The organism is Geobacillus sp. PLS 41 (assembly GCF_056494105.1).
Window position 1 is genome coordinate 3,186,836 of sequence record NZ_CM151395.1, and the last position, 18,859, is coordinate 3,205,694.

The window sequence follows — 18,859 nt, forward strand, 5'->3', positions numbered from 1 at the left end:
CAAGGGCGGTTGCTGTCCTCAGTGTCATTGCTGATGTGAGAATCAACTCGCGATGGCAAGGAAAGAGCAGCGCCAATGAAACATCTTTTAACCAATTCGAAATCTTTGATTGCTCATGATTTCATCAATCATCTCATCTATGTCATCCTTACGTTTCCCGCTAGTATCCAAAAGATGCTTTCGATCGAATCCTGATGCATGGAACTCATTCAGCAAAATGAGGCAGCGTTCCCCCATTTGTTGCTCGGGGGCCCTCATCTCATCCCTTTGCCTTAACGTTTTCCCATCTGCCCACAAAACAACATACATAACCGTTACGTTTAAATCCTTTACATTTTCATACAACCATATCGCTTCTTGGGGAAAGGCAATATAATCCACTACCACATCATTGCCGTATTTTACAAAATTTCTTGCAAGACTTAGAATATTATCCCAAATTAATGAAAGCTCTTCTTTACTTTCCCACGGTTTTTTCCGTCCATTGATATGCATATGGCTGATGTCATCGCCGGAAATATACGCACTACGCTCCAACTTGTTCGCCAATGCTGTTGAAATTGTTGATTTGCCAACTCCAGCGGGGCCTGATATGACATAGACTGTTCTTGTTTGATGATTTTTCATATGCATCCCTTTTTACCTGCTCAATATAGTTTTATTACCCGTGGTAATAAAAACGACAACATAAACCTGAATCCGTGATAAAGACGCGTTCAAAGCTGCCAAGAAAACTGGATCAATCAACAAAATATTGCACTCGGGGTTTTTCACCTAATAGGTGAACATTCGAAATGGAGTCGAAGTCTCGGCACGATTGGGCTTCCCAGCATTTTGGATACACTTCTGTCACAGATTCGGGATAAACAAAAAATCCCTTGAAGCCTTCTAGCTCAAGGGATTTCACTCGATGATTCCGACTGGGCTCGAACCAGCGACCTCCACCCTGTCAAGGTGGCGCTCTCCCAGCTGAGCTACGGAATCATATTTTATTGTCCGCTATCGAACACATTTTTAATTATATAAACGGGCAAGTTGTTTGTCAACAACTTTTTTAAAAAAATCGCTGTTCATGATGAAAAAAGGAAAGGTGACTTCCCCGAAAGGAATAATGCGTGTTGGAACGGTTCGACATCGTATTTTTTCTACATTCTGATTGTTCTATCAAACGAGAATTTGCTTGCAAAGGCTGGGGGAATTGATGAAAAACGCCCGCCGCTTCCGGTGCCGCTCAAAATGAAACTGCAGCTGACGGTCTTGTTCAGCAGCACATTTCCTGTCTTATTGTTCAGCTTAGCGACGGAAATCAAATGGTCGCTCGCCGGACCGAGCGCATCCCATTGGTCGTATTGGCCCTGGGCAACCGTGATTTTGCTGTTTTCGATCGCATTTTCCGTTTTCTTGACTCGCTTGTTGGTCGATGAGATCCATGAGCCGGTCAGTGTGCTGTTAAGTCATATGAAACGGGCGGAAAACGAAACGTATAAACCCGTCGCCCACAATGTGTATACTGATGAATTTGCCGATTTGCTTCGCGGATTCAATCATATGATCGATGCTGTGCATCGCCGCGACCGAACGAACAAAGAACTGCTTAACAGTTTCATCACCGTCTTGACAGCGGCGCTTGACGCCCGCGATCCTTATACAGCTGGGCACTCGCTGCGCGTGGCCCGTTACGCACTCGCGATTGGGGAAAAGCTTTCCCTTCCGAATGAACAGCTTGATGCCTTGTATCGTTCCGCTCTACTGCATGACATCGGAAAGATCGGCGTTCCCGATGCCATTTTGCTTAAAGTGGGAAAGCTAAGCGATGATGAATTTGCCCGGATCAAAAAACACCCCGCCCTTGGGGAGGCCATTTTGCGGGAAGTCAGGCCGATCGAACCGATCGAACCGCTTCTAGCCGGCATACGCTCCCATCACGAACGCATCGATGGCAAGGGATATCCGGATGGCTTAGCAGGCGACGAGATTCCGTTGTTTGGCAAAATCATCGCCGTGGCCGATGCGTTTGACGCCATGACTTCCGATCGCCCGTACCGAAAAGGCATGGATATTCGTCAAGCGGCGGACATCTTGAGAAAAGGAAAGGGAACGCAGTGGGACAGCGAACTCGTCGACCTCTTTTTGAAACACTTACAAGAGGAGAAGCTGTTGTCAACCTCAGCGGCATCTTGACCCGCCCGCCAAGCTTTGAAGGCTTGGCGGGCTGATTGCTATGGCGTTGAAACTGACGGCCGCTCTTTCACAAACGACAGCGCCTGCTCGAAATCGGCGATCAAATCGTTCACATCTTCCAGCCCGACGCTCAGCCGCAACAAGCCGTCGGTAATGCCGCGCCGGAGCCTCTCTTCTTTTGGCATCGCCGCATGCGACATTTTCGCTGGGTGCGATAAAATTGACTCGACCGCCCCAAGGCTGACAGCAAACACCGGCAAGCGGACGTTTCGGACGAACGTCCGAGCCGCTTCTTCATCGGCTAAACGGAACGACAGCACAGCGCCAAACCCGGCCGCCTGATGGCGCTGGATGTCATGGCCTGGGTGGTTCTCCAGCCCCGGATAATACACTTCTTCGACCTTTGGATGACAAGCCAAATACTTGGCGATGGCGGCCGCTGATTCAGACGACTGCTTCAGCCGAACGTGGAGCGTTTTTAATCCCCGCAGCACAAGCCACGCATCTTGGACGCCAAGGACGGCGCCAAACGCGTTTTGCAGTTTGTACAATTCTTTTCCCAATTCCTCGTCTTTCACGACCGCCAGCCCGGCGACGACGTCGCTATGGCCGGCTAAAAATTTCGTGGCGCTGTGAAGGACGACATCGACTCCAAGATCAAGCGGCCGCTGCAACGCCGGCGTCATGAACGTATTATCCAAGAATGTCAAACAGCCATGCGCCTTCGCCAACTTGACGACGCCTTGAATATCGGTCACTTTTAACAATGGATTGGACGGCGTTTCCATATAAATGACTTTCGTGTTCGGCCGGATGTTTTCCGCCACTGCGTTTAAATCGGTCATATCGACAAACGTATAGTCAATGCCAAAGCGGCCGAGCACCTCCGTAATCATCCGGTACGTGCCGCCGTAGACGTCTTCGGTCACGAGCACGTGGTCGCCTTTTGAGAGAAGCAAAAACGCCGTTGAAATGGCGGCCATGCCAGAAGCGAAGGCGAATCCGCGCACGCCGCCTTCTAACGCCGCGATCGTTTCCTCAAGCGCCTCGCGCGTCGGGTTGCTGGAGCGGCTGTAGTCGTATTTGCCGAATGAATCGAAATCGAACTGATGGAACGTGGAGGCGTGCTGGATCGGCACGCTCACCGCCCCGGTTGCGCGGTCGACTTTCCATTCGTTATGGAGCAGTTTCGTCGAAAACGCCCATTCCTGTTCCATCGCTTACACCTCTTTCATGTTTTTCAATGCCTGCGCCAAATCGGCGATCAAATCGTCAGCGTGCTCAATGCCGACCGAGAAACGGAGCAGCCGGTTGCAAATACCGTTTTGGATGCGGATTTCCTCAGGAATGTCCGCATGCGTCTGCGTCGCTGGGTACGTAATAAAGCTTTCGACTCCGCCCAGGCTTTCCGCGAACGTAATGAGGCGCAAGCTTTTTAAAAACCCGTTCACCCACTTTTCATCGGCAATCCGGAACGACAGCATCCCGCCTCTTCCTGGATATAAGACGTCTGTAACATCTTCATGTTCGCGCAAAAAGGCGCTGATGCGCTTGGCGTTTTCTTCATGCTGGCGCATCCTTAGCGCCAGCGTTTTCATCCCGCGAATCAACAGCCACGAATCAAACGGCGACAAAACCGCGCCGATGGCGTTCTGATACTCGGCCAGGCGTTGACAGAGCTCCTCGCCCTTGGCGACGACAAGGCCAGCCAACACGTCGTTATGGCCGCCTAAATATTTCGTGGCGCTGTGGATGACAATATCGGCGCCTTGTTCGATCGGGCGTTGAAGCACCGGTGTATAAAACGTGTTGTCAACGATCAACAAAAGCCCATGCCGCTTGGCGAATTCGGAGACGGCGCGGATATCGGTCTCATGCATAAGCGGGTTCGTCGGTGTTTCCAGGAAAATCGCTTTCGTTTTTTCGGTGATACACGCTTCCACCGCAGCGAGATCAGCAAAATCGACGTAATGGAATCCAAGACCATACTTGCGCCAGCCGCGCTCAAACAGGCGGTACGTGCCGCCGTAAAGGTCGGCCGATACGAGAAACTCATCTCCGCTCTCAAACAAGGCGAGCACCGTCTGAATGGCGGCCATGCCGGAGCTGAACGCATAGCCTTGGTCGCCACCTTCCAGTCTCGCGATTGCTTCTTCGACGATTTTGCGCGTGGGGTTGCCGGTGCGGATGTAGTCAAACCCAGTCGACTCTCCGATGCCGGCATGGCGGTAGGCGGTGGAAAAATAAACCGGCGGGTTGACCGTCCCCGTCACCGTTTCGCTCCGGTTGCCAATTTGCGCTAACAACGTCTCCAGTTTCTCCATCTCATCTCTCTCCTTCTGCTGAAAATTCCATCATGGATCAACGGCCGACCACTTAATGCCCAACGAAGCACCACTGTCCGTTGGGCAGCGGCCAAGCGCCTTCGTCCGAAACCGCCTCGCGGTTGATGGAAGCGGCCGCTTGAATAAATAAAAAAAGTCTTCTAAGAAGAAGACTTTTCCATACACATGGGGTCATGCTTCTTCTTATCTGCCGAATTGAATGCTCAATTCGCTGGATTTAGCACCTGGCCGTCGGGCGGCTGGTTGCTGAAGCTTCATTGGGCCAGTTCCCTCCGCTTCTCTTGATAAGAATGGGACGCGTATTCAATTTTTTTAAATTTAATAAAAATGTAACGCATTCCCCACGTTTTTGCAAGCCATTTTTTTGTCAGCGGTGCGATTCGGCAAATTCGCGAAAAATTCGAGCCCTTCATTAACATCTTTGGGCGCAAATATGTTACAATAACAGATGAACTTACGCTTTCATGGAGGATGGTCATGGCGACAGCAACAGGAACGATGCGCGACTGCAAGTTGTACAGCGGAGAGCTGCAAGAAGAAATCGAACTGCTCATCTACTTGCCAAGCAATTTTTCGCCGCTTTACAAATATTCTTTATTAATCGCGCAAGACGGCAAAGATTATTTTATGTATGGAAAAATGAAAACCGTCATCGAAACGCTGATGGAAGAAGGAACAATCGACCGGACGATCGTCGTCGGCATCCCGTATCGGAACGTCAACGACCGCTACGAGAAATACCACCCGGAAGGACGAAAGCACGAAGCATACCTTCGTTTTTTAGCCCATGAGCTCGTCCCGTTTTTGGACCGCGAACTGCCGACATACCAAATGGGCAAAGGCCGGGCGCTGATCGGCGATTCGCTCGGCGGAACGGTGTCGCTTCTAGCCGGGTTGTTGTATCCGCATACATTTGGGAAAATCGCCATGCAGTCCCCCTATATCGATGACTCGGTATTGGCGCGCATCCGCTCATTCCGCGATCCATCGCTCCTTTCGCTTTACCATTCTGTTGGCACAGAGGAAACAGCGGTGAAAACGACGGATGGCCATGTGCGCGATTTTATCACCCCGAATCGAATGGCGCGGGACTTGTTTATGGAAAAACGGTTTGCTTATACGTACCATGAGTTCGAAGGCGGCCATGCGTGGACGTATTGGCAGCCGGATGTACCCCGGGCCGTAGCCGCTGTTTTATCATTATAGGACAAAACGGAGCAACTTCAAAGATGTCGAAGCCGCCGCATCCATTCCGTGCGTTTCCTGTGCATGGAAAAAGAACTGGTTCAAGGAGGGAAAACAAAATGAAGTACGGCATTGTGATCTTTCCGCCAAAACGGATTCAGGACTTCGCCAACTCGTACCGGAAACGGTACGACAGCCATTACGCCCTCATCCCGCCGCATATTACGCTGAAATACCCATTTGAAGCGGATGAGGAGCAAATAAAAAAAATGGCGAAAGAGTTGCGCCGCATTGCGGCGGAAACACCTCCCATTCCGATCAAAGTGACGAAATTCAGCTCGTTTTACCCGACAAGCAACATCATTTATTTGAAGGTGGAACCAAACGACGTGCTCGAGCGCCTTCATGAACAACTGCACAGCGGCTTGTTCGCCGGAAAGCCGGAGTTTGTGTTCGTGCCTCACATTACGATCGGCCGCGATTTGCCGGGCGCAGAATATGCGGACGTCTACAGCCAGCTGAAGCTGCAAGATGTGCACTTCGAGGAGACCGTCGACCGCTTCCATCTTCTCTATCAGCTGGAAAACGGCTCGTGGACCGTCTATGAAACGTTTATCGTCGGAGGAAAGGAAACGGTCTGAGATGAACATTGCGATTGGCACAACGCAAGATCGCGCTTTGTACGAAGACGCCTTGCGCGTCCGCCGGCTCGTATTCATTGAGGAGCAAAACGTGCCGGAAGACGAGGAAATCGACGCATTCGAGGACGACTCGTTCCACCTCGTCCTGTATGATGGCCAAACACCGGTGGGTGCTGGGCGACTCCGTTTCATTGACGAAGGCGTCGGCAAAATCGAGCGCATTTGCGTCCTGCCGTCCTACCGCGGCCGCGGCGCCGGACGGATGGTGATGGAAGCGATCGAACAGCTGGCGAAAACAAAAGGGGCGAAAACGGCGAAACTGAACGCCCAGACGCACGCAGAACCGTTTTACCAAAAGCTCGGCTATACGACCGTCTCCGGCGTCTTTATGGACGCCGGCATCCCACATGTCACGATGGTGAAATCGCTCGAATGATGGCCATAGAACAGCCTCGTCTACACTGATCCAAGGCTTGGGATCATCGAACATCGTTTCGCTCTCCTGAGCCAAGCAGAGCAAAAGGGAGCTGTGCGCACGCAAGCTCCCTTTTGCTTACTTTTTGTTGTTCAGCATATTGGCGATCGTATTGAAATCAATTTGCTTGCCGTTATGGACGATCGCCTTGACGATTTGATCCTCAAGTTCTTTTGGCACTTTCCGGTTGGCAATTTGCGCCACCCGCTTCACCACTTGGCGCACCGTTTTTTCATCGCTGAAATTGGCGTTTTGCAGCGAGTTGGCGAGCTCAAAAACGTCTTTCATATTGACACCTGTTTTCTTTTCGATGTTTTTAAAAAATTGCTGATCCATCGTTCCGCCTCCTTCTCCCTGCTATATCGTATGATGCTCCCGCCTCGGCGTGCATCAAATTAGGGAAAGAAAAATACGAGCCGCTCCGTGGCGCCGAAACGGCCCGTACCCCTTTCGCTTTTTCCGTTAGGCGACAAATGCCGCGCCGACAATAATCAACAAAATGAACAACACGACAATCAGCACAAAGCCACCGCCATAGCCACCGCCATAGCCGTAGCCGTAAGGATAACCATAACCGCAGAAGCCCATCATAATGTGCACCTCCTTCTCCGTTTACTGTATCGTATTCACCGGCTTAGCGGGGCGTATGGGCGCAAAGGCCATTTTGTCATCCAAATCGGCGGAACAGCTCGGCAAATTCCCGCTCCTTTTTCGCAAACCATTGCTCGATGTAGTCTAAGTTGCCTTGCACACTTTTTAAAAATCCATTGTTCAATTTTTCGATTTCTTGCAACTGTTTGTTAAAGTCCTTTCCCCATTGTTCAAACAGGCGGATGAACGTTTCATGCCCTTCTTTGCGTGACGCAACCCAACCTTCGAGCGCCTTTTCCAGTTCTTTGCTCACACTTTCCCCCCTTTCTTACTGTTGTATGCAAAAACGACTGCCCGAGGTGAAGGCATCCCCGTTCTTTTTTTGCCTTGCCATATGATAAAGTAAAGATGAACGTCAACATGAAAGGGAGGAAACGAATGTGAAACGCATTGAAACAGTGGAGCAATTCGAGGCGGCCATTTCCGGCGATAAGCCAGCGATTATGAAGTTTTACACAACTTGGTGTCCAGACTGCGTGCGCCTGAACATGTTCATCGATGACATCATCCGCGATTACGGGCAGTACGACTGGTTCGAAATCGACCGAGATCAGTTTCCAGATATTGGTGAGAAGTACCAAGTGCTTGGCATTCCAAGTCTTCTTGTGTTCCGAAACGGGGAAAAAATCGCCCATCTGCATAGCGCTGATGCGAAAACGCCGGAAGAAGTGCGCGCCTTTTTGCAATCGCTGCCGGCTTGATAGCCCTGCCGCGCCTCCCACGGCTCTGCCTAAGGCACGGCATGAAAACCGCCGCCCACGCTTCGGGCGGCGGTTTTCACTCCAGAGCGTATTTGATTGTATTTTCCACACGTGCCCGTACACACCCAGACGGCAGACTTAGTATTCAATCTCGTCATAATCTTTCTGCTGGCGCGTCAATTGCGGATTATCAAACATCAATTCAATCGAAATTTCCTCATCGGTCGTCCGCGTTCGCTCCGGACGGCCGTTCGTTTTTAATTGGATTTGGATTTCCTCATCGGTTGTTTTCGTTCGTTTGTTTTCCATTGTTTTTGTCCTCCTCAACGTTAGTTTCGCAGCAGCGGCTCGACTTTTTGAATGAGCTCCGTCATTTTTGCCGCCTGTTTTTCATAGAGCACTTTTGCCTCTTGCGAATCGGTTTGCAGTGCGTACAATTCGAAATCAGCTTGCACTTTTTTCATCGCAGCCAACAGCAGCTTTTTCTCTTGCGGTTCCGCCACTTGAATTTTGTCGTCATACAAATCGACCGTCAGCTGCCCATACGAATCCACTTGGGCAAGAAAGACGTTTTCCACTGCCACTCCTTGTTTGTCAAGCTGTTCCTTCAGCCAGCCGCGGCCAAGCCCCATCGTAGCGAGTGGCTCATCCAAAATCATGCCGTCCATAATGACCGTTTGCGGCTCTTTTTCCCGCGGTGGGTTTGGGAACACATCTCCGACGGTGAGCGGCTGCTTTTCCCGCTTCAGCAACACGTTCAAGTCGCCGTTTGGCTCAAGCACCGCAAACTCGACGTCGGCGACGCGGAACACATCTTTTTTGCGCAGCTGTTCGAGCAGCTCGTCAACCGTATATTTCTCCCGTTTCAAGTTTTCCTCTAAAATTTTGCCGTTTTTAATAAAAACCGTGGAATTGCCCTCGACAAAATCGCGAAATTTCTTGTTGCGCAGCGAGAGACGAGCGACAGCCACTGGAAACAGCGACCAAATCAAAATGCTGGTGATGCCTTCTTGCAACGAAATTCCTAAATCGACCGACATCGTTCCAGCGATATCGCCGACGGTAATGCCGACGATGTATTCAAAAAACGACAATTTTGATAATTGCTTTTTGCCGAGAATGCGGGTGATAACAAACAACCCGATTAAAATGCAAATCGAACGAATGGCGGTTTCTAACCATATAGGCATCGATCATGCTCCTTACTTTCCGTGGTATTGCGGCTCTTCGAACTCGAGCCGGCCGATCCGGTCTTTGATGTCCGCGATGATCTCCTCTGTCGCAAGCATCGCTTCATGAAACGTCCGCTGCGCCGTTTCATCCTGGGAAGTGAGCGCCAGCTGTTGCAGCCCAGCGTGAATGCCTTTTAAGCTCGCCAACGTTTGTTTCACCTGCGAAGCAACGGTCATGGAAGATCCCTCCTATCCTTTCGGGCGGAACAAGAGCGCCCCGATAAACCCAAAGACGATCGCCGCTGAGATGCCGGCGCTCGTCACTTCAAACATGCCGGTCAATACGCCGATAATGCCGTGTTTTTCCGCCTCTTGCATCGCGCCGTGAACGAGCGCGTTTCCAAAGCTCGTAATCGGAATCGTCGCCCCGGCGCCGGCAAAATCAATGAGTGGCTCATACAAACCGAATCCATCCAAAATCGCCCCGACGACGACGAGAATCGTCAACGTATGCGCAGGTGTCAGTTTAAACACATCCATCAAAATTTGCCCGATCACGCAAATCAGCCCGCCGACGACAAACGCCCAAAAAAACATAGCCAACACGCTACGCCTCACCTCCATACTCGATCGCCACCGCGTGGGCGATGCATGGAATCGTCTCGTTTTGCTGGAACGATAGCGGCGACAATAGCGCTCCTGTCGCGACTGCCAAAATGCGCTTCAGCTCGCCGCGCCGCATCCGTTTGATGAGATGCCCGTAAACGACGACAGCGGAACAAGCCGCCCCACTTGCGCCGGACAAAACCGGCTGCCCATCGCGGTAAATGAGCAGCCCGCAATCTTGGTAGCACTCTTCATCAATGTCAATGCCGTGCTGACGCAGCAAGTCAAGGGAGACTTGGCGTCCGATTCGCCCTAGATCGCCGGTGACGATCAAATCGTAATACGATGCATCGATTTGCATGTCGCGCAAATGCGCCTCAATCGTATCGACCGCCGCCGGCGCCATCGCTCCACCCATGTTGAACGGGTCGGCAAGCCCCATATCCACAACGCGGCCGATCGTCGCCGCGGTCACGCGCGGCCCGTCCCCTTTCGGGCTGACGATCGCCACGCCAGCTCCCGTTACTGTCCACTGCGCCGTCGGCGGCTTTTGCCCGCCGTATTCCGTCGGGTAACGAAACTGTTTTTCGACGGCAGCGTTGTGGCTTGAGGCTCCGGTTAATATATAATCTGCCCCGCCGTAGTTGGTAATAAAAGCGCTTAGCGCCAGCCCTTCCATCGAAGTGGAACAGGCGCCAAAAACACCGAGATACGGCATGCCGAGCGTTCGGGCAGCAAAGCTTGTCGGGGTCATTTGGTTGATCAAGTCGCCGGCGATGAGAAATTGCACTTTTTCTTTCTCTAGGCCGGCTTTTTCCATCGCCTGAAACGCTGCTTCCTCCATGAGCACGCGGTGCGCCTTCTCGTACGACTCCTCTCCGAGCCATAAATCTTCGTGAAGAAGATCAAAGTCTTCCGCGAGGCGGCCGTTTGCCTCAAACGGCCCGCCGACCGCCGCTGTTGCGATGATTGCCGGCTTGTTCGCAAACACCCATGTGCGGTGCCCTTTCAGCATTACAATCCCCCCCACTGGGTCGCAATCGTTTTGACAAGGGCGATAACAAAGGCGGCAAACGTACCGAACAAGATGACCGATCCGGCGAGCTTGAACATGTTCGAGCCGACGCCTAACACAAATCCTTCCGTCCGGTGCTCAATCGCCGCCGAGATGACGGCGTTGCCAAACCCTGTCACCGGCACGGCGCTTCCCGCCCCAGCGAATTGGGCGATCCGGTCATAAACGCCAAGCCCAGTTAAAATCATCGACAAAAAGACCATCGTCGCCACCGTCGGATTGCCTGCCGTTTGCTCGGTAAAGTCAAAAAAATACATGTAAAAATAAGAGATCGCCTGTCCAATCACGCAAATGATTCCGCCAACGAGAAACGCGCAAACACAGTTGCGAACGATAGGGCGCTTCGTTTCCCGCTCTTTTTCGAATAAATGATATTCCTGCTGAACCGGGGTCAGCTTTTTCCGTTTTTCATTCGCCATAATGACACCTCTTATGTTTGCTCTTTGCTTAGCTTTTCAATGCGCCTGACTTCCCGATTGACTTTTCGTTCATCCCAGCGTCGATTGTCCATGTTAGCTTTTAATTCCTTCGTCTTCCAAAAAATTTTCAAATCGCTCGAGGAAACAACGTCATAGCCAGGAAACAGGTCGCGCAGTTTTTGGTCAATGTCTTTCTCAATTTGTTTTCGACTCCACCGCTTCATATGGGGAATTTGATAAGCAATGAGCAACCGATCCCCGCTGTTGACCGCCACCACGTCCCGAACATCGTCGCGCCCGCGCAAATAGCTGGCCGCCCGCTCGGCCGGACCTTGGTTCAGCTCCGCATGTTTCGCCGTCCCGGACGTTTGGGTTCTCAGCAGGTTTGCCCCTTGCAGCGATTGCTTTTGTTCCGTTTCTTCTTTGGCGCAGCCGCCGACCGCGATCATCGCAACGACGGCCGCCAACCACCATTTTTTCATCTTCATCAACCCATTCGTTTTTATGTATTTCCGCCAAGTCGGGAAAGGTTGGCGTGCTGTGCCAACCTTTCCGCCTAAACCATCCCATTCGCTTCTGCGAAGGTTATTGTTGTTTATATTGTGGCTCTTCGTTTTGAATTTCTTGCATGCGCGAGTTCACCAAATCAATGACCGCCTGCGTTTGTTGGGCAGCTTGTTGGTAAAGCTGTTTCGCGGCTTGGTTTTCGGTTTGCAAAGCAAACGTTTCGAAGCTCGCTTGAGCCGATTTTAACCCCGCCAATGTTTGTTTCACTTGTGTTGCAACCGTCATGATTCATGTCCTCCTTATATGGTGTAAGATTGGTGGTGACAATGTTTAGAATGGTTTTTCGCCGCCAAATTATAATTGTCATTTTCTGCAAAACGTTCTCCCGCCTTTCCAGCCTTTCCGGGCACGAAAAGGGCGCCTTCTGCAGGCGCCCATACGGTTTACGACTTGTCATCAACTTTGTCGGAATAACCGCGGCCGAGCGACGGGTTGTTTAAAATACCGGCCATCACCAAAATGCTTAAGAAGGCATGGTACAGTTGTTCATATTTGCCAAGATCAATGTCGACGCCGAATGTCTCAAGCGCAATCACGGCAAACGATCCGATTGCCAGCCAAAGCCCGTAATTTTTAAAACGCTCCACCGTTTGCGTCCCCCATTTGCTTTATGGCTAGATCCACGAGAACGGTCTCCGTTCTCCTTCGTTTCGATCATGGCCTCCTTCACCATGTTCTTCCTTATCCCGGTCCCGCACATCTTCAACGGCTTCCATTTCCGTATCATCGCGGTGCGGGAACAACCATGGATCGCGGATGCGGCCGCGCGGCATAATGACGATGTCATCGGCATGAATGATCAATTTATCGACATGAATCACTTTCGCTTTTTTCCGATCCGACATGCCCTTCCCTCCTTCCTTTCGCCTAGTTGCACTGTTAGACTATGCAAGGAGGCGAAGCGAAGTATAGGCATCTCTCACAGATTTCCGTTATTTCTTCTTGATGACGGCTGGCCGACCGCATCCGCATCCGCTCGGACGCCGCACAGGCTGCGTTGTCGAAGAAAGCACCCTTGTCACCGGTTTCGACGGAGTAGGCTTCTTCATTCCTCATCCCTCCATCCCGAAAAAAGTGTAGCCCTCGCCGATCAACCAATTTATGTTCAAGTCCATTTCCGTACGATTCGTCTCTAATCGAAACGGCATAAAAACAAACAATGTCTAACGGCGAGAGAAAAAGCGAGCGGCTACTGCTATTGTATGGCTTGGCGAGCCAAGGGTGCCTCTCATTTTTCGTTTCGCTCCGGGTGTGGCATGATGGCATTTTCTTGCCTCAGTGTGCGGAAAAACCAGCTGTCCGGCCGTTCGTCCTCATCTGCCTTGCCCGTTTTTTCGCTCCATGGCGATTGCAGCAGCTGGCGGCGAAGCTCGTCATTTTCCTTCGCCAGCTGTTTGAGCTGCTCGTAGCGCTTGGCGCTTTGGTAAGCCAGTTCCTTTAACACAATGTTTTCGGCTTCCACCTCTTTCAGCCGGCGCTCCAGTTCAGCCATTCGCTCAGCAAGCCGCTGTTCACCTGTCCCCCTTCTCTCTTCATTCATCGCCCCATGTTTGTCTTTCATCATTCGACATCTCCTCCTTTGATTCATCGTTGTCTGCACCCACCAGCAAAAAATCCGCATCTGTCCCAACACATTTACCTAAGCCGTTCCATAGTATACAGTAGTCCCAAACCACCAGGCGTTGGGGAACAACTGAACGATAGGAGGAACGAAGAAAATGGGTCATCATCACCGTCGCGATACAGAAAGAGTATGCATCAGAACGCGCAAAATTTACGACTGGGTGACGCGCCAAGTCGATGTGCCATTGCGAAGCTTCAGCGGCGAGGATTTGGAAGCGATTTTCCCGATGGACCACTGCCAGCGGGAAGGAACGATTTGCGATTTTTTGGGAGCGCAACATACAAACCCGCAACACTTGACGATCCGTTGCTTCCTGACAGACGCCGACGGAAACCCGATCGACTCGGTCGTTGACCAGGACGCATTGATTTGCCAGGAAATTACGCAGCCAAACGGCCGGCAGTCCGTAAACGTCACCCTTCCTTCTGGGGAAACGGTGACGCTGCAAAAAGTCAAAGCGCTCATCAAAGGGCATGTCGTCGTGCAAATTGTCAGCCCAGCCGGCACGGTCATTTGCCAATCGAAACCAATTCCGTTCGCTACAGCACAAACGTTCATCTTGTGCGCCCCAGAAGGCACGCAGCTCAACTGCCATATTTCGTTCTTCGAATGCGACACGAGCCTAGTCTGCACAGACAACTTTGCACAACTTGATGTTTCCATCACCTTATGCCTTGAAGTCCAAGTGGAAGCTGATGTCAAAATCGAAGTCGAAGCTCGTTTCTGCCAACCGCGCGAAGAATTGGCCGAAGCCGTGCTTTGCCCGACAACCAAATTCCCGCCGCAATGCCCGGACGTATTCCCGGCCATGTAGCGTCCTGCACCGTTCAGGCTGTTGTTCCAACAACAGCCTTTTTTATATGGCATGCACCCGCAATGGATACATAAGATGAGAATGGAAGGGGTGGAAACCGTATGAAAAACAAAAACGACCAACATCTCCGTCTGCAGCAGCAAATCATCCACTACCGGTCAGAAGCAGCCTCATGCCGGCAACAAGTGCAGCAACTGGAGGCCGAGTTGGCCAAGGAAAAAATGCGCAGCGCCTATTTGAAAGAGAAGCTGCGTGAAGCAGAAACAACCAACGTTGAAACGTACAAGAAAAAAATCGCCGCCTTGGAACGCCAGCTTCTGTTGTGTGAAATTGCACTGGAAGAAACGCGATATAACACCTCAAAAGAGACACAGACACCAGCGTTTGAACGAGCTGCTGCCGTGTCAGCGTTGTTTCACTATTCTGTCGTCGTTCCGACGCATCTTGATGAGGAGGAGCTGACCATCATCGGCGATTTCATCATTCGCAATCACGGAACAGCGCCGCTTCACCATTTGATTGTCTGTCTCCGCCTTTCGCCTCCAAAAACGGCGGTGCTCAGCGGGAAAATTGTTTTGCCAAACAGCGGACGGGCCGAGCAGGAAACGCTGATCTCCAATAGCGCGGAAAGCTGGACGTTCACCCACGAAAACTGGCGGGAAAAAGTGCGGCAAAGCGGGGAATACTGGCTTGCCCCGCTTTATGACGCCCCGCTTGAACCAAGCGAGGAGCGGCGCTTTTCCCAGTTCGAAATCACTGTTCCCCCGTCCAGCAATGCCCGCTCATTGACGGTTGATGGATTCGTGTATTGCGCAGAACTGCCAAAGGGCGTTCCTGCCGCCAACCATATTGCCATTCAATGGTGACCCGCTCGTTTTCCGCCTTCATGCCGACCAGCGGCGCACCTGCTGTTTGGGCCGGCCGTTTTGAGCCGGCTCCGCTATTTCCTATTTCAAACAATAGGAGTTGGACGTTTCCTTCCATCAACGTCATCCCGACAAGCTGCGCGGCTGTTTTTGCATCACCGGCTGACGACGACTTCCATCCACACCGCCGGCCATTCCTTCAGCGAACGTTGCCCAACCAGCATCAGCGATTCGCTGTCCATTTTTTGACCAAAACGACGCCCGCCGGCATCCCTCATTGGCTGTGTCATGACCTCAATAGCCGCCTTTCTCCTTACGACAACCATTTACTAACGATCGTCTCCATGATCGCCGCCCCGCCGGCAATCGCTAGAAGCATAATGAGCGGCTCAAAAACATTCGGCCAAAGCATTAGGCCAATATAACAAAACGCCGCACACCAGATCCCCGTGCACCAGTAGCAGCTCAGCAGTTCGCCAAACCAGCGACGCAGCCCGCCTCCCTTGAAAGAAAGAAACACTTGTTTGCTTCCGTCCGGAAGCTCCTGCTCCGTCCATTCGTGAAAGGGACGGCGAATCCAGGCGGTGATCGCGTCATATACGATGAGCCGTGTCAGGCGAAAGCTGGCTAAACAAAGAAGGACAAATGAAAACGGATCGTCCATGCTCCCCTCCCCTTTCCATGATTATGACCGCAAAAAACCGATTGCCTTCTGTCGTTCCCATTTGGCAGCTAGCGAATTCTCTTTGGTACAGACGTTTACCCAAACGCTCTCCTACGCCAATCATATGATGGAGTATAGGTTTTTAACACAAGAGACTAGAAAGGAGGCGACGCGATGTACCATGTCTTTTTCAACCGACGCCCAACCCGCCCCCGCCTTCCCCGTGCTCTTTACGAACAGCTGGCCGCGCTTCCACTCAACACTGAGGTTAACGTGCACACCACCAACGAGACGCATTACAATGCGCTTTTTCTCGGCTTCGAGCCGCGGACGAACAGCGTCTCGCTATTGGTTGACCGCTTTTATAAAGAGGGGGGGCGCTCGCTTACGATCGATGCTGCCACGATCACCTCAATCGATCTCCCTGCCTCCATGAGGCCAGCTCCATCCGCCGACACAGATGAAGAGGAAGAATAGCTAGAAAAGAAGGCACAGCCGGCTGACGCCAACCAGCGCGGTCGGCGCTTATTTTTTTGGCGGCGCCGTTTTCTCATTGACTAGTGCGCTTGTCTATACATTCGCTTCTCGTATTACATACACTTTTACTAATCGACAATAGATGCTAGGAGGAACTGATCTTGGCTTCGAAACGATCTCGCTTGTTGTTTGACATTTTAAGCAGTTACGACCTGACTGGAACTGAAGTCGATATCATGAAGGAACTGAAAAACGACAAAGTATGGCTTGTGCGAAACAAAAAAACGAGGGAACGGTACGTGCTGAAACGGCTGAGCGAAGACAAAACGAATTTTCCGATTTTGCTTCATTCAAAGCTGTACCAAGAAGGATTTCATGTCCCAAAAATCTTCCAAACGAAAACAGACCAATATTACATCCACCGAAAAGGCCATTACTACTATTTGATGGACTACATCGTCCCAAGCGGAACGAAGCCCTCTTTCCAACAACGGATCGAAGGGCTCGCCCGCTTTCATGCTCACAGTCTGTTTGCCGATTGGATCGGCCCCTGCCCTTCATCGTTTCCGGAGCCAAAAGACGTGCTGAGCGCACATCGGCAAAAAGCAGCACAGTTAGAGGAGCAGGCAAAGGCCATCGATCATGGTGACACTCTTTCTCATATAATGGAACAGATGGCCCGGATCGCTAATCAAAGTTATGCATGGCTTGAAAAAAGCAATCTAGCTGATTTTTGCCGCACAGCGAAAGAACGAAAGGCCATTTGCCACGGGGATTACAACAGCAACAACCTTTTATTGGCGGAAAACCACGAAGTCATGATGATTGACTTTGACCGCGCCTACTATGGCCTCCCGCTTGATGATTTTCGCTTTCTGCTTGTTTCATTGATGAAAAACCCGAAAAACGATGCGGTAAAACGAACGGGGCTGCTATTTGACCTTTATTTCTCCGTTTGTTCCCTGTATGCTCCATACAAAAGTGTCTATTTGGCTGATGCCATGTTTCCGCACGTGTTTTACAGCGAAGCGGTCGGCCGTGAAAAACAAAAGCAAGCGTTGCACAGCCCATCGTCCTTGGACTTGCTCACCCGCCTCGCCGAACAGGAAACAAAAAAATTCGCATTCTTGTCCGATTTTTTCAAAAGCGAGGGATAGAGAAAAATGAAACAAACGATCGCCCACTTTCTTCATGAAAAAATGAAAATCAATCAACGTTTTATTTACAACCAAATGGTTCATTTAAAAAAATACCGCCCGATCATGATCGGGTCATTCGCTGATGACGGCATCCATCCGTTTCCTCTCATCAACTATTACCGCCTCAACGACATCGACGATTTCGGCCGCTTCGCCAAAGAACAAAATATTGTCGCCATTCACGCTCACCATGGAAAGCATGCCGTCGAAATTCTTCCGCTTTGCATCGCCCATCGCATTCCGCTTGTCGTCAGCATCCGCGGCCGCGATGGATCGGCGAAGCATCAAAGTTTGCGGCGCAATCAAAAACGGTACAATTTGCTCAAACAGCATGGGGCGCTCTTTCTTCCTGTCTGCCGCTACCTTGCCAATGAACTGATCACGCTAGGCTTTCCGCCGAAAAAAATTCAAGTTCTCTACGGCGGCATCGAGCTCGATTTATTTCCGTACCGGGAACGGACGATTCCTGCAAACGGAGACATCATCATTCTCTCGATCGGCCGGCTCGTCGAGAAAAAAGGGTTTTTAACGCTCGTGCGCGCCTTTTGGCGCGTGCATGCAGTTCATCCGCGCTGCCGCCTCCGCATCATCGGCAGCGGCAAAGAGGAAGAAAACATCCGCCGGCTTGTCAGCGAGCTGAAGCTCGATCCGTTTGTCGACCTGCTGGGTGCCATGGATGCCGCTTCAATCGCCCGCGAAATGGAACGCGCCCATCTATTTTGCTTGGCGAGCGAGACCGCTTCTGATGGAGACATCGAAGGCATCCCCAACGTGTTGAAAGAGGCGATGGCAAGCGGGCTGCCGGTCGTCTCAACGAATCACGCCGGCATCCCCGAATTGATCGAACACAAACGCACCGGCTATCTCGCACCAGAAAGAGACGATCTTGAGCTAGCGAACGGCATTCGCTTTTTTCTGGAACATCCGGAACGAATTCCATCCTTCACGAAAAAAGCGCGCAAAGTGATTGAACAGCGGTTTGATATCACGAAACAAATCAAGGTGCAGGAGCGGCTGTATGATGAATTCATCAAAAAAACCAGGTAACTGTCACCTGGTTTTTTTTGATGCTCAATTCTTCCCCTTTCCTTTCCAAACAGTAGAAAGGTTGTCCGACGAAAATAGGCCGCACCATTTCCAGCGTTTTAGGCGCTTGCCATGTAGCAAACCACACTTGTCCGTTAATACGCTATAAAA

At 51.3% G+C, this 18,859-nt stretch carries 29 protein-coding genes, 1 tRNA gene and 1 riboswitch; of the genes, 10 read left to right on the top strand and 20 right to left on the bottom strand.

Features of this window, described 5'->3' with window-relative positions; translation table 11 throughout:
* Positions 1-87 precede the first annotated feature (87 nt).
* Both ACVX3G_RS15910 and ACVX3G_RS15915 read right to left on the bottom strand, forming a co-directional pair.
* Positions 88-633 (bottom strand): P-loop nucleotide/nucleoside kinase family protein, encoded by a 546-nt coding sequence (locus ACVX3G_RS15910; protein ID WP_014195200.1) that lies wholly within the window; start codon positions 631-633, stop codon positions 88-90.
* A gap of 278 nt (positions 634-911) precedes the next feature.
* A tRNA-Val gene (locus ACVX3G_RS15915) sits at positions 912-984 on the bottom strand.
* 252 nt (positions 985-1,236) lie between these two features.
* Between ACVX3G_RS15915 and ACVX3G_RS15920 the strand changes: the two genes are divergently transcribed.
* Positions 1,237-2,181, top strand: a complete 945-nt coding sequence (locus ACVX3G_RS15920) for an HD-GYP domain-containing protein (RefSeq protein ID WP_231293763.1) — start codon at positions 1,237-1,239, stop codon at positions 2,179-2,181.
* Between the two features lie 38 nt (positions 2,182-2,219).
* On the opposite strand, the gene metC is transcribed toward ACVX3G_RS15920, so the two are convergent.
* A complete protein-coding gene (metC, locus tag ACVX3G_RS15925; RefSeq protein WP_014195198.1) occupies positions 2,220-3,398 on the bottom strand; it encodes a cystathionine beta-lyase in 1,179 nt (392 codons plus the stop codon).
* A gap of 3 nt (positions 3,399-3,401) precedes the next feature.
* On the bottom strand, positions 3,402-4,505 hold the full coding sequence (locus tag ACVX3G_RS15930) for a methionine biosynthesis PLP-dependent protein (protein WP_011230367.1): 1,104 nt from the start codon (positions 4,503-4,505) through the stop codon (positions 3,402-3,404).
* A gap of 201 nt (positions 4,506-4,706) precedes the next feature.
* Positions 4,707-4,817: riboswitch (SAM riboswitch) on the bottom strand.
* Positions 4,818-5,003: 186 nt separating this feature from the next.
* Here ACVX3G_RS15930 and ACVX3G_RS15935 point away from each other — a divergent pair.
* From ACVX3G_RS15935 to ACVX3G_RS15945, 3 genes are all read left to right on the top strand, one after another.
* Positions 5,004-5,732, top strand: a complete 729-nt coding sequence (locus ACVX3G_RS15935) for an alpha/beta hydrolase (RefSeq protein ID WP_011230366.1) — start codon at positions 5,004-5,006, stop codon at positions 5,730-5,732.
* A 98-nt stretch (positions 5,733-5,830) separates the two neighbouring features.
* A complete protein-coding gene (locus ACVX3G_RS15940) occupies positions 5,831-6,352 on the top strand; it encodes a YjcG family protein (protein WP_011230365.1) in 522 nt (173 codons plus the stop codon).
* Position 6,353: 1 nt separating this feature from the next.
* Positions 6,354-6,788 (top strand): GNAT family N-acetyltransferase, encoded by a 435-nt coding sequence (locus ACVX3G_RS15945; protein WP_011230364.1) that lies wholly within the window; start codon positions 6,354-6,356, stop codon positions 6,786-6,788.
* Positions 6,789-6,905: 117 nt separating this feature from the next.
* Here the strand turns inward: ACVX3G_RS15945 and spoVIF are convergent, their stop codons facing one another.
* The 3 genes from spoVIF to ACVX3G_RS15960 all read right to left on the bottom strand — a co-directional run bounded on the left by spoVIF (position 6,906) and on the right by ACVX3G_RS15960 (position 7,731).
* A complete protein-coding gene (gene spoVIF, locus ACVX3G_RS15950) occupies positions 6,906-7,163 on the bottom strand; it encodes a sporulation-specific transcription regulator SpoVIF (RefSeq protein ID WP_011230363.1) in 258 nt (85 codons plus the stop codon).
* Positions 7,164-7,289: 126 nt separating this feature from the next.
* Positions 7,290-7,418, bottom strand: coding sequence for a YjcZ family sporulation protein (locus ACVX3G_RS15955; protein WP_013146038.1), 129 nt, complete (start codon positions 7,416-7,418; stop codon positions 7,290-7,292).
* Positions 7,419-7,494: 76 nt separating this feature from the next.
* Positions 7,495-7,731, bottom strand: coding sequence for a hypothetical protein (locus ACVX3G_RS15960; protein ID WP_011230361.1), 237 nt, complete (start codon positions 7,729-7,731; stop codon positions 7,495-7,497).
* Positions 7,732-7,858: 127 nt separating this feature from the next.
* Here ACVX3G_RS15960 and ACVX3G_RS15965 point away from each other — a divergent pair, with 127 nt between their 5' ends.
* Positions 7,859-8,179 (top strand): thioredoxin family protein, encoded by a 321-nt coding sequence (locus ACVX3G_RS15965; RefSeq protein WP_289668035.1) that lies wholly within the window; start codon positions 7,859-7,861, stop codon positions 8,177-8,179.
* A gap of 138 nt (positions 8,180-8,317) precedes the next feature.
* Here ACVX3G_RS15965 and ACVX3G_RS15970 read toward each other — a convergent pair whose 3' ends face one another.
* From ACVX3G_RS15970 to ACVX3G_RS16020, 11 genes are all read right to left on the bottom strand, one after another.
* The gene (locus tag ACVX3G_RS15970) at positions 8,318-8,488 is read right to left on the bottom strand and encodes a hypothetical protein (RefSeq protein ID WP_237419956.1); all 171 of its coding nucleotides are present in this window, start codon (positions 8,486-8,488) and stop codon (positions 8,318-8,320) included.
* Positions 8,489-8,508: 20 nt separating this feature from the next.
* On the bottom strand, positions 8,509-9,369 hold the full coding sequence (locus tag ACVX3G_RS15975) for a DUF421 domain-containing protein (RefSeq protein ID WP_289651980.1): 861 nt from the start codon (positions 9,367-9,369) through the stop codon (positions 8,509-8,511).
* Positions 9,370-9,381: 12 nt separating this feature from the next.
* A complete protein-coding gene (locus ACVX3G_RS15980) occupies positions 9,382-9,588 on the bottom strand; it encodes a DUF1657 domain-containing protein (protein ID WP_011230357.1) in 207 nt (68 codons plus the stop codon).
* 12 nt (positions 9,589-9,600) lie between these two features.
* Positions 9,601-9,957: a stage V sporulation protein AE gene (spoVAE, locus tag ACVX3G_RS15985; protein ID WP_013146042.1), complete on the bottom strand. Its 357-nt coding sequence runs from the start codon at positions 9,955-9,957 to the stop codon at positions 9,601-9,603.
* Position 9,958: 1 nt separating this feature from the next.
* Positions 9,959-10,972, bottom strand: coding sequence for a stage V sporulation protein AD (spoVAD, locus tag ACVX3G_RS15990; RefSeq protein WP_479454554.1), 1,014 nt, complete (start codon positions 10,970-10,972; stop codon positions 9,959-9,961).
* Complete coding sequence (gene spoVAC, locus ACVX3G_RS15995) at positions 10,972-11,451, bottom strand: stage V sporulation protein AC (RefSeq protein WP_011230354.1); 480 nt, start codon at positions 11,449-11,451, stop codon at positions 10,972-10,974. The genes spoVAD and spoVAC overlap by 1 nt, the downstream gene beginning before the upstream one ends.
* Before the next feature lie 11 nt (positions 11,452-11,462).
* Positions 11,463-11,939, bottom strand: coding sequence for a YhcN/YlaJ family sporulation lipoprotein (locus ACVX3G_RS16000; protein WP_033005017.1), 477 nt, complete (start codon positions 11,937-11,939; stop codon positions 11,463-11,465).
* A 97-nt stretch (positions 11,940-12,036) separates the two neighbouring features.
* On the bottom strand, positions 12,037-12,243 hold the full coding sequence (locus tag ACVX3G_RS16005) for a DUF1657 domain-containing protein (RefSeq protein WP_011230352.1): 207 nt from the start codon (positions 12,241-12,243) through the stop codon (positions 12,037-12,039).
* A gap of 158 nt (positions 12,244-12,401) precedes the next feature.
* A complete protein-coding gene (locus tag ACVX3G_RS16010; RefSeq protein WP_011230351.1) occupies positions 12,402-12,605 on the bottom strand; it encodes a hypothetical protein in 204 nt (67 codons plus the stop codon).
* 27 nt (positions 12,606-12,632) lie between these two features.
* The gene (locus tag ACVX3G_RS16015; RefSeq protein WP_011230350.1) at positions 12,633-12,863 is read right to left on the bottom strand and encodes a hypothetical protein; all 231 of its coding nucleotides are present in this window, start codon (positions 12,861-12,863) and stop codon (positions 12,633-12,635) included.
* Positions 12,864-13,246: 383 nt separating this feature from the next.
* Positions 13,247-13,582, bottom strand: coding sequence for a spore coat protein (locus tag ACVX3G_RS16020; RefSeq protein ID WP_014195191.1), 336 nt, complete (start codon positions 13,580-13,582; stop codon positions 13,247-13,249).
* Positions 13,583-13,736: 154 nt separating this feature from the next.
* On the opposite strand from ACVX3G_RS16020, the gene ACVX3G_RS16025 reads away from it, so the two are divergent.
* Together ACVX3G_RS16025 and ACVX3G_RS16030 are read left to right on the top strand one after the other, a co-directional pair.
* On the top strand, positions 13,737-14,456 hold the full coding sequence (locus ACVX3G_RS16025; RefSeq protein ID WP_011230348.1) for a BMQ_0737 family morphogenetic spore coat protein: 720 nt from the start codon (positions 13,737-13,739) through the stop codon (positions 14,454-14,456).
* 101 nt (positions 14,457-14,557) lie between these two features.
* Entirely contained in the window at positions 14,558-15,322 is a 765-nt protein-coding gene (locus ACVX3G_RS16030) for a hypothetical protein (protein ID WP_011230347.1), read from the top strand.
* Between the two features lie 155 nt (positions 15,323-15,477).
* Here the strand turns inward: ACVX3G_RS16030 and ACVX3G_RS16035 are convergent, their stop codons facing one another.
* Together ACVX3G_RS16035 and ACVX3G_RS16040 are read right to left on the bottom strand one after the other, a co-directional pair.
* Entirely contained in the window at positions 15,478-15,612 is a 135-nt protein-coding gene (locus tag ACVX3G_RS16035) for a hypothetical protein (protein ID WP_014195190.1), read from the bottom strand.
* A 23-nt stretch (positions 15,613-15,635) separates the two neighbouring features.
* A complete protein-coding gene (locus tag ACVX3G_RS16040) occupies positions 15,636-15,986 on the bottom strand; it encodes a DUF1360 domain-containing protein (RefSeq protein WP_011230345.1) in 351 nt (116 codons plus the stop codon).
* Positions 15,987-16,160: 174 nt separating this feature from the next.
* On the opposite strand from ACVX3G_RS16040, the gene ACVX3G_RS16045 reads away from it, so the two are divergent.
* The 3 genes from ACVX3G_RS16045 (at position 16,161) to ACVX3G_RS16055 (ending at position 18,709) form a co-directional block, all read left to right on the top strand.
* Entirely contained in the window at positions 16,161-16,463 is a 303-nt protein-coding gene (locus ACVX3G_RS16045; protein ID WP_011230344.1) for a hypothetical protein, read from the top strand.
* Positions 16,464-16,624: 161 nt separating this feature from the next.
* Positions 16,625-17,620: an aminoglycoside phosphotransferase family protein gene (locus tag ACVX3G_RS16050; protein WP_014195189.1), complete on the top strand. Its 996-nt coding sequence runs from the start codon at positions 16,625-16,627 to the stop codon at positions 17,618-17,620.
* Between the two features lie 6 nt (positions 17,621-17,626).
* Positions 17,627-18,709: a glycosyltransferase gene (locus tag ACVX3G_RS16055; RefSeq protein ID WP_011230342.1), complete on the top strand. Its 1,083-nt coding sequence runs from the start codon at positions 17,627-17,629 to the stop codon at positions 18,707-18,709.
* The last annotated feature ends 150 nt before the right edge of the window (positions 18,710-18,859 follow it).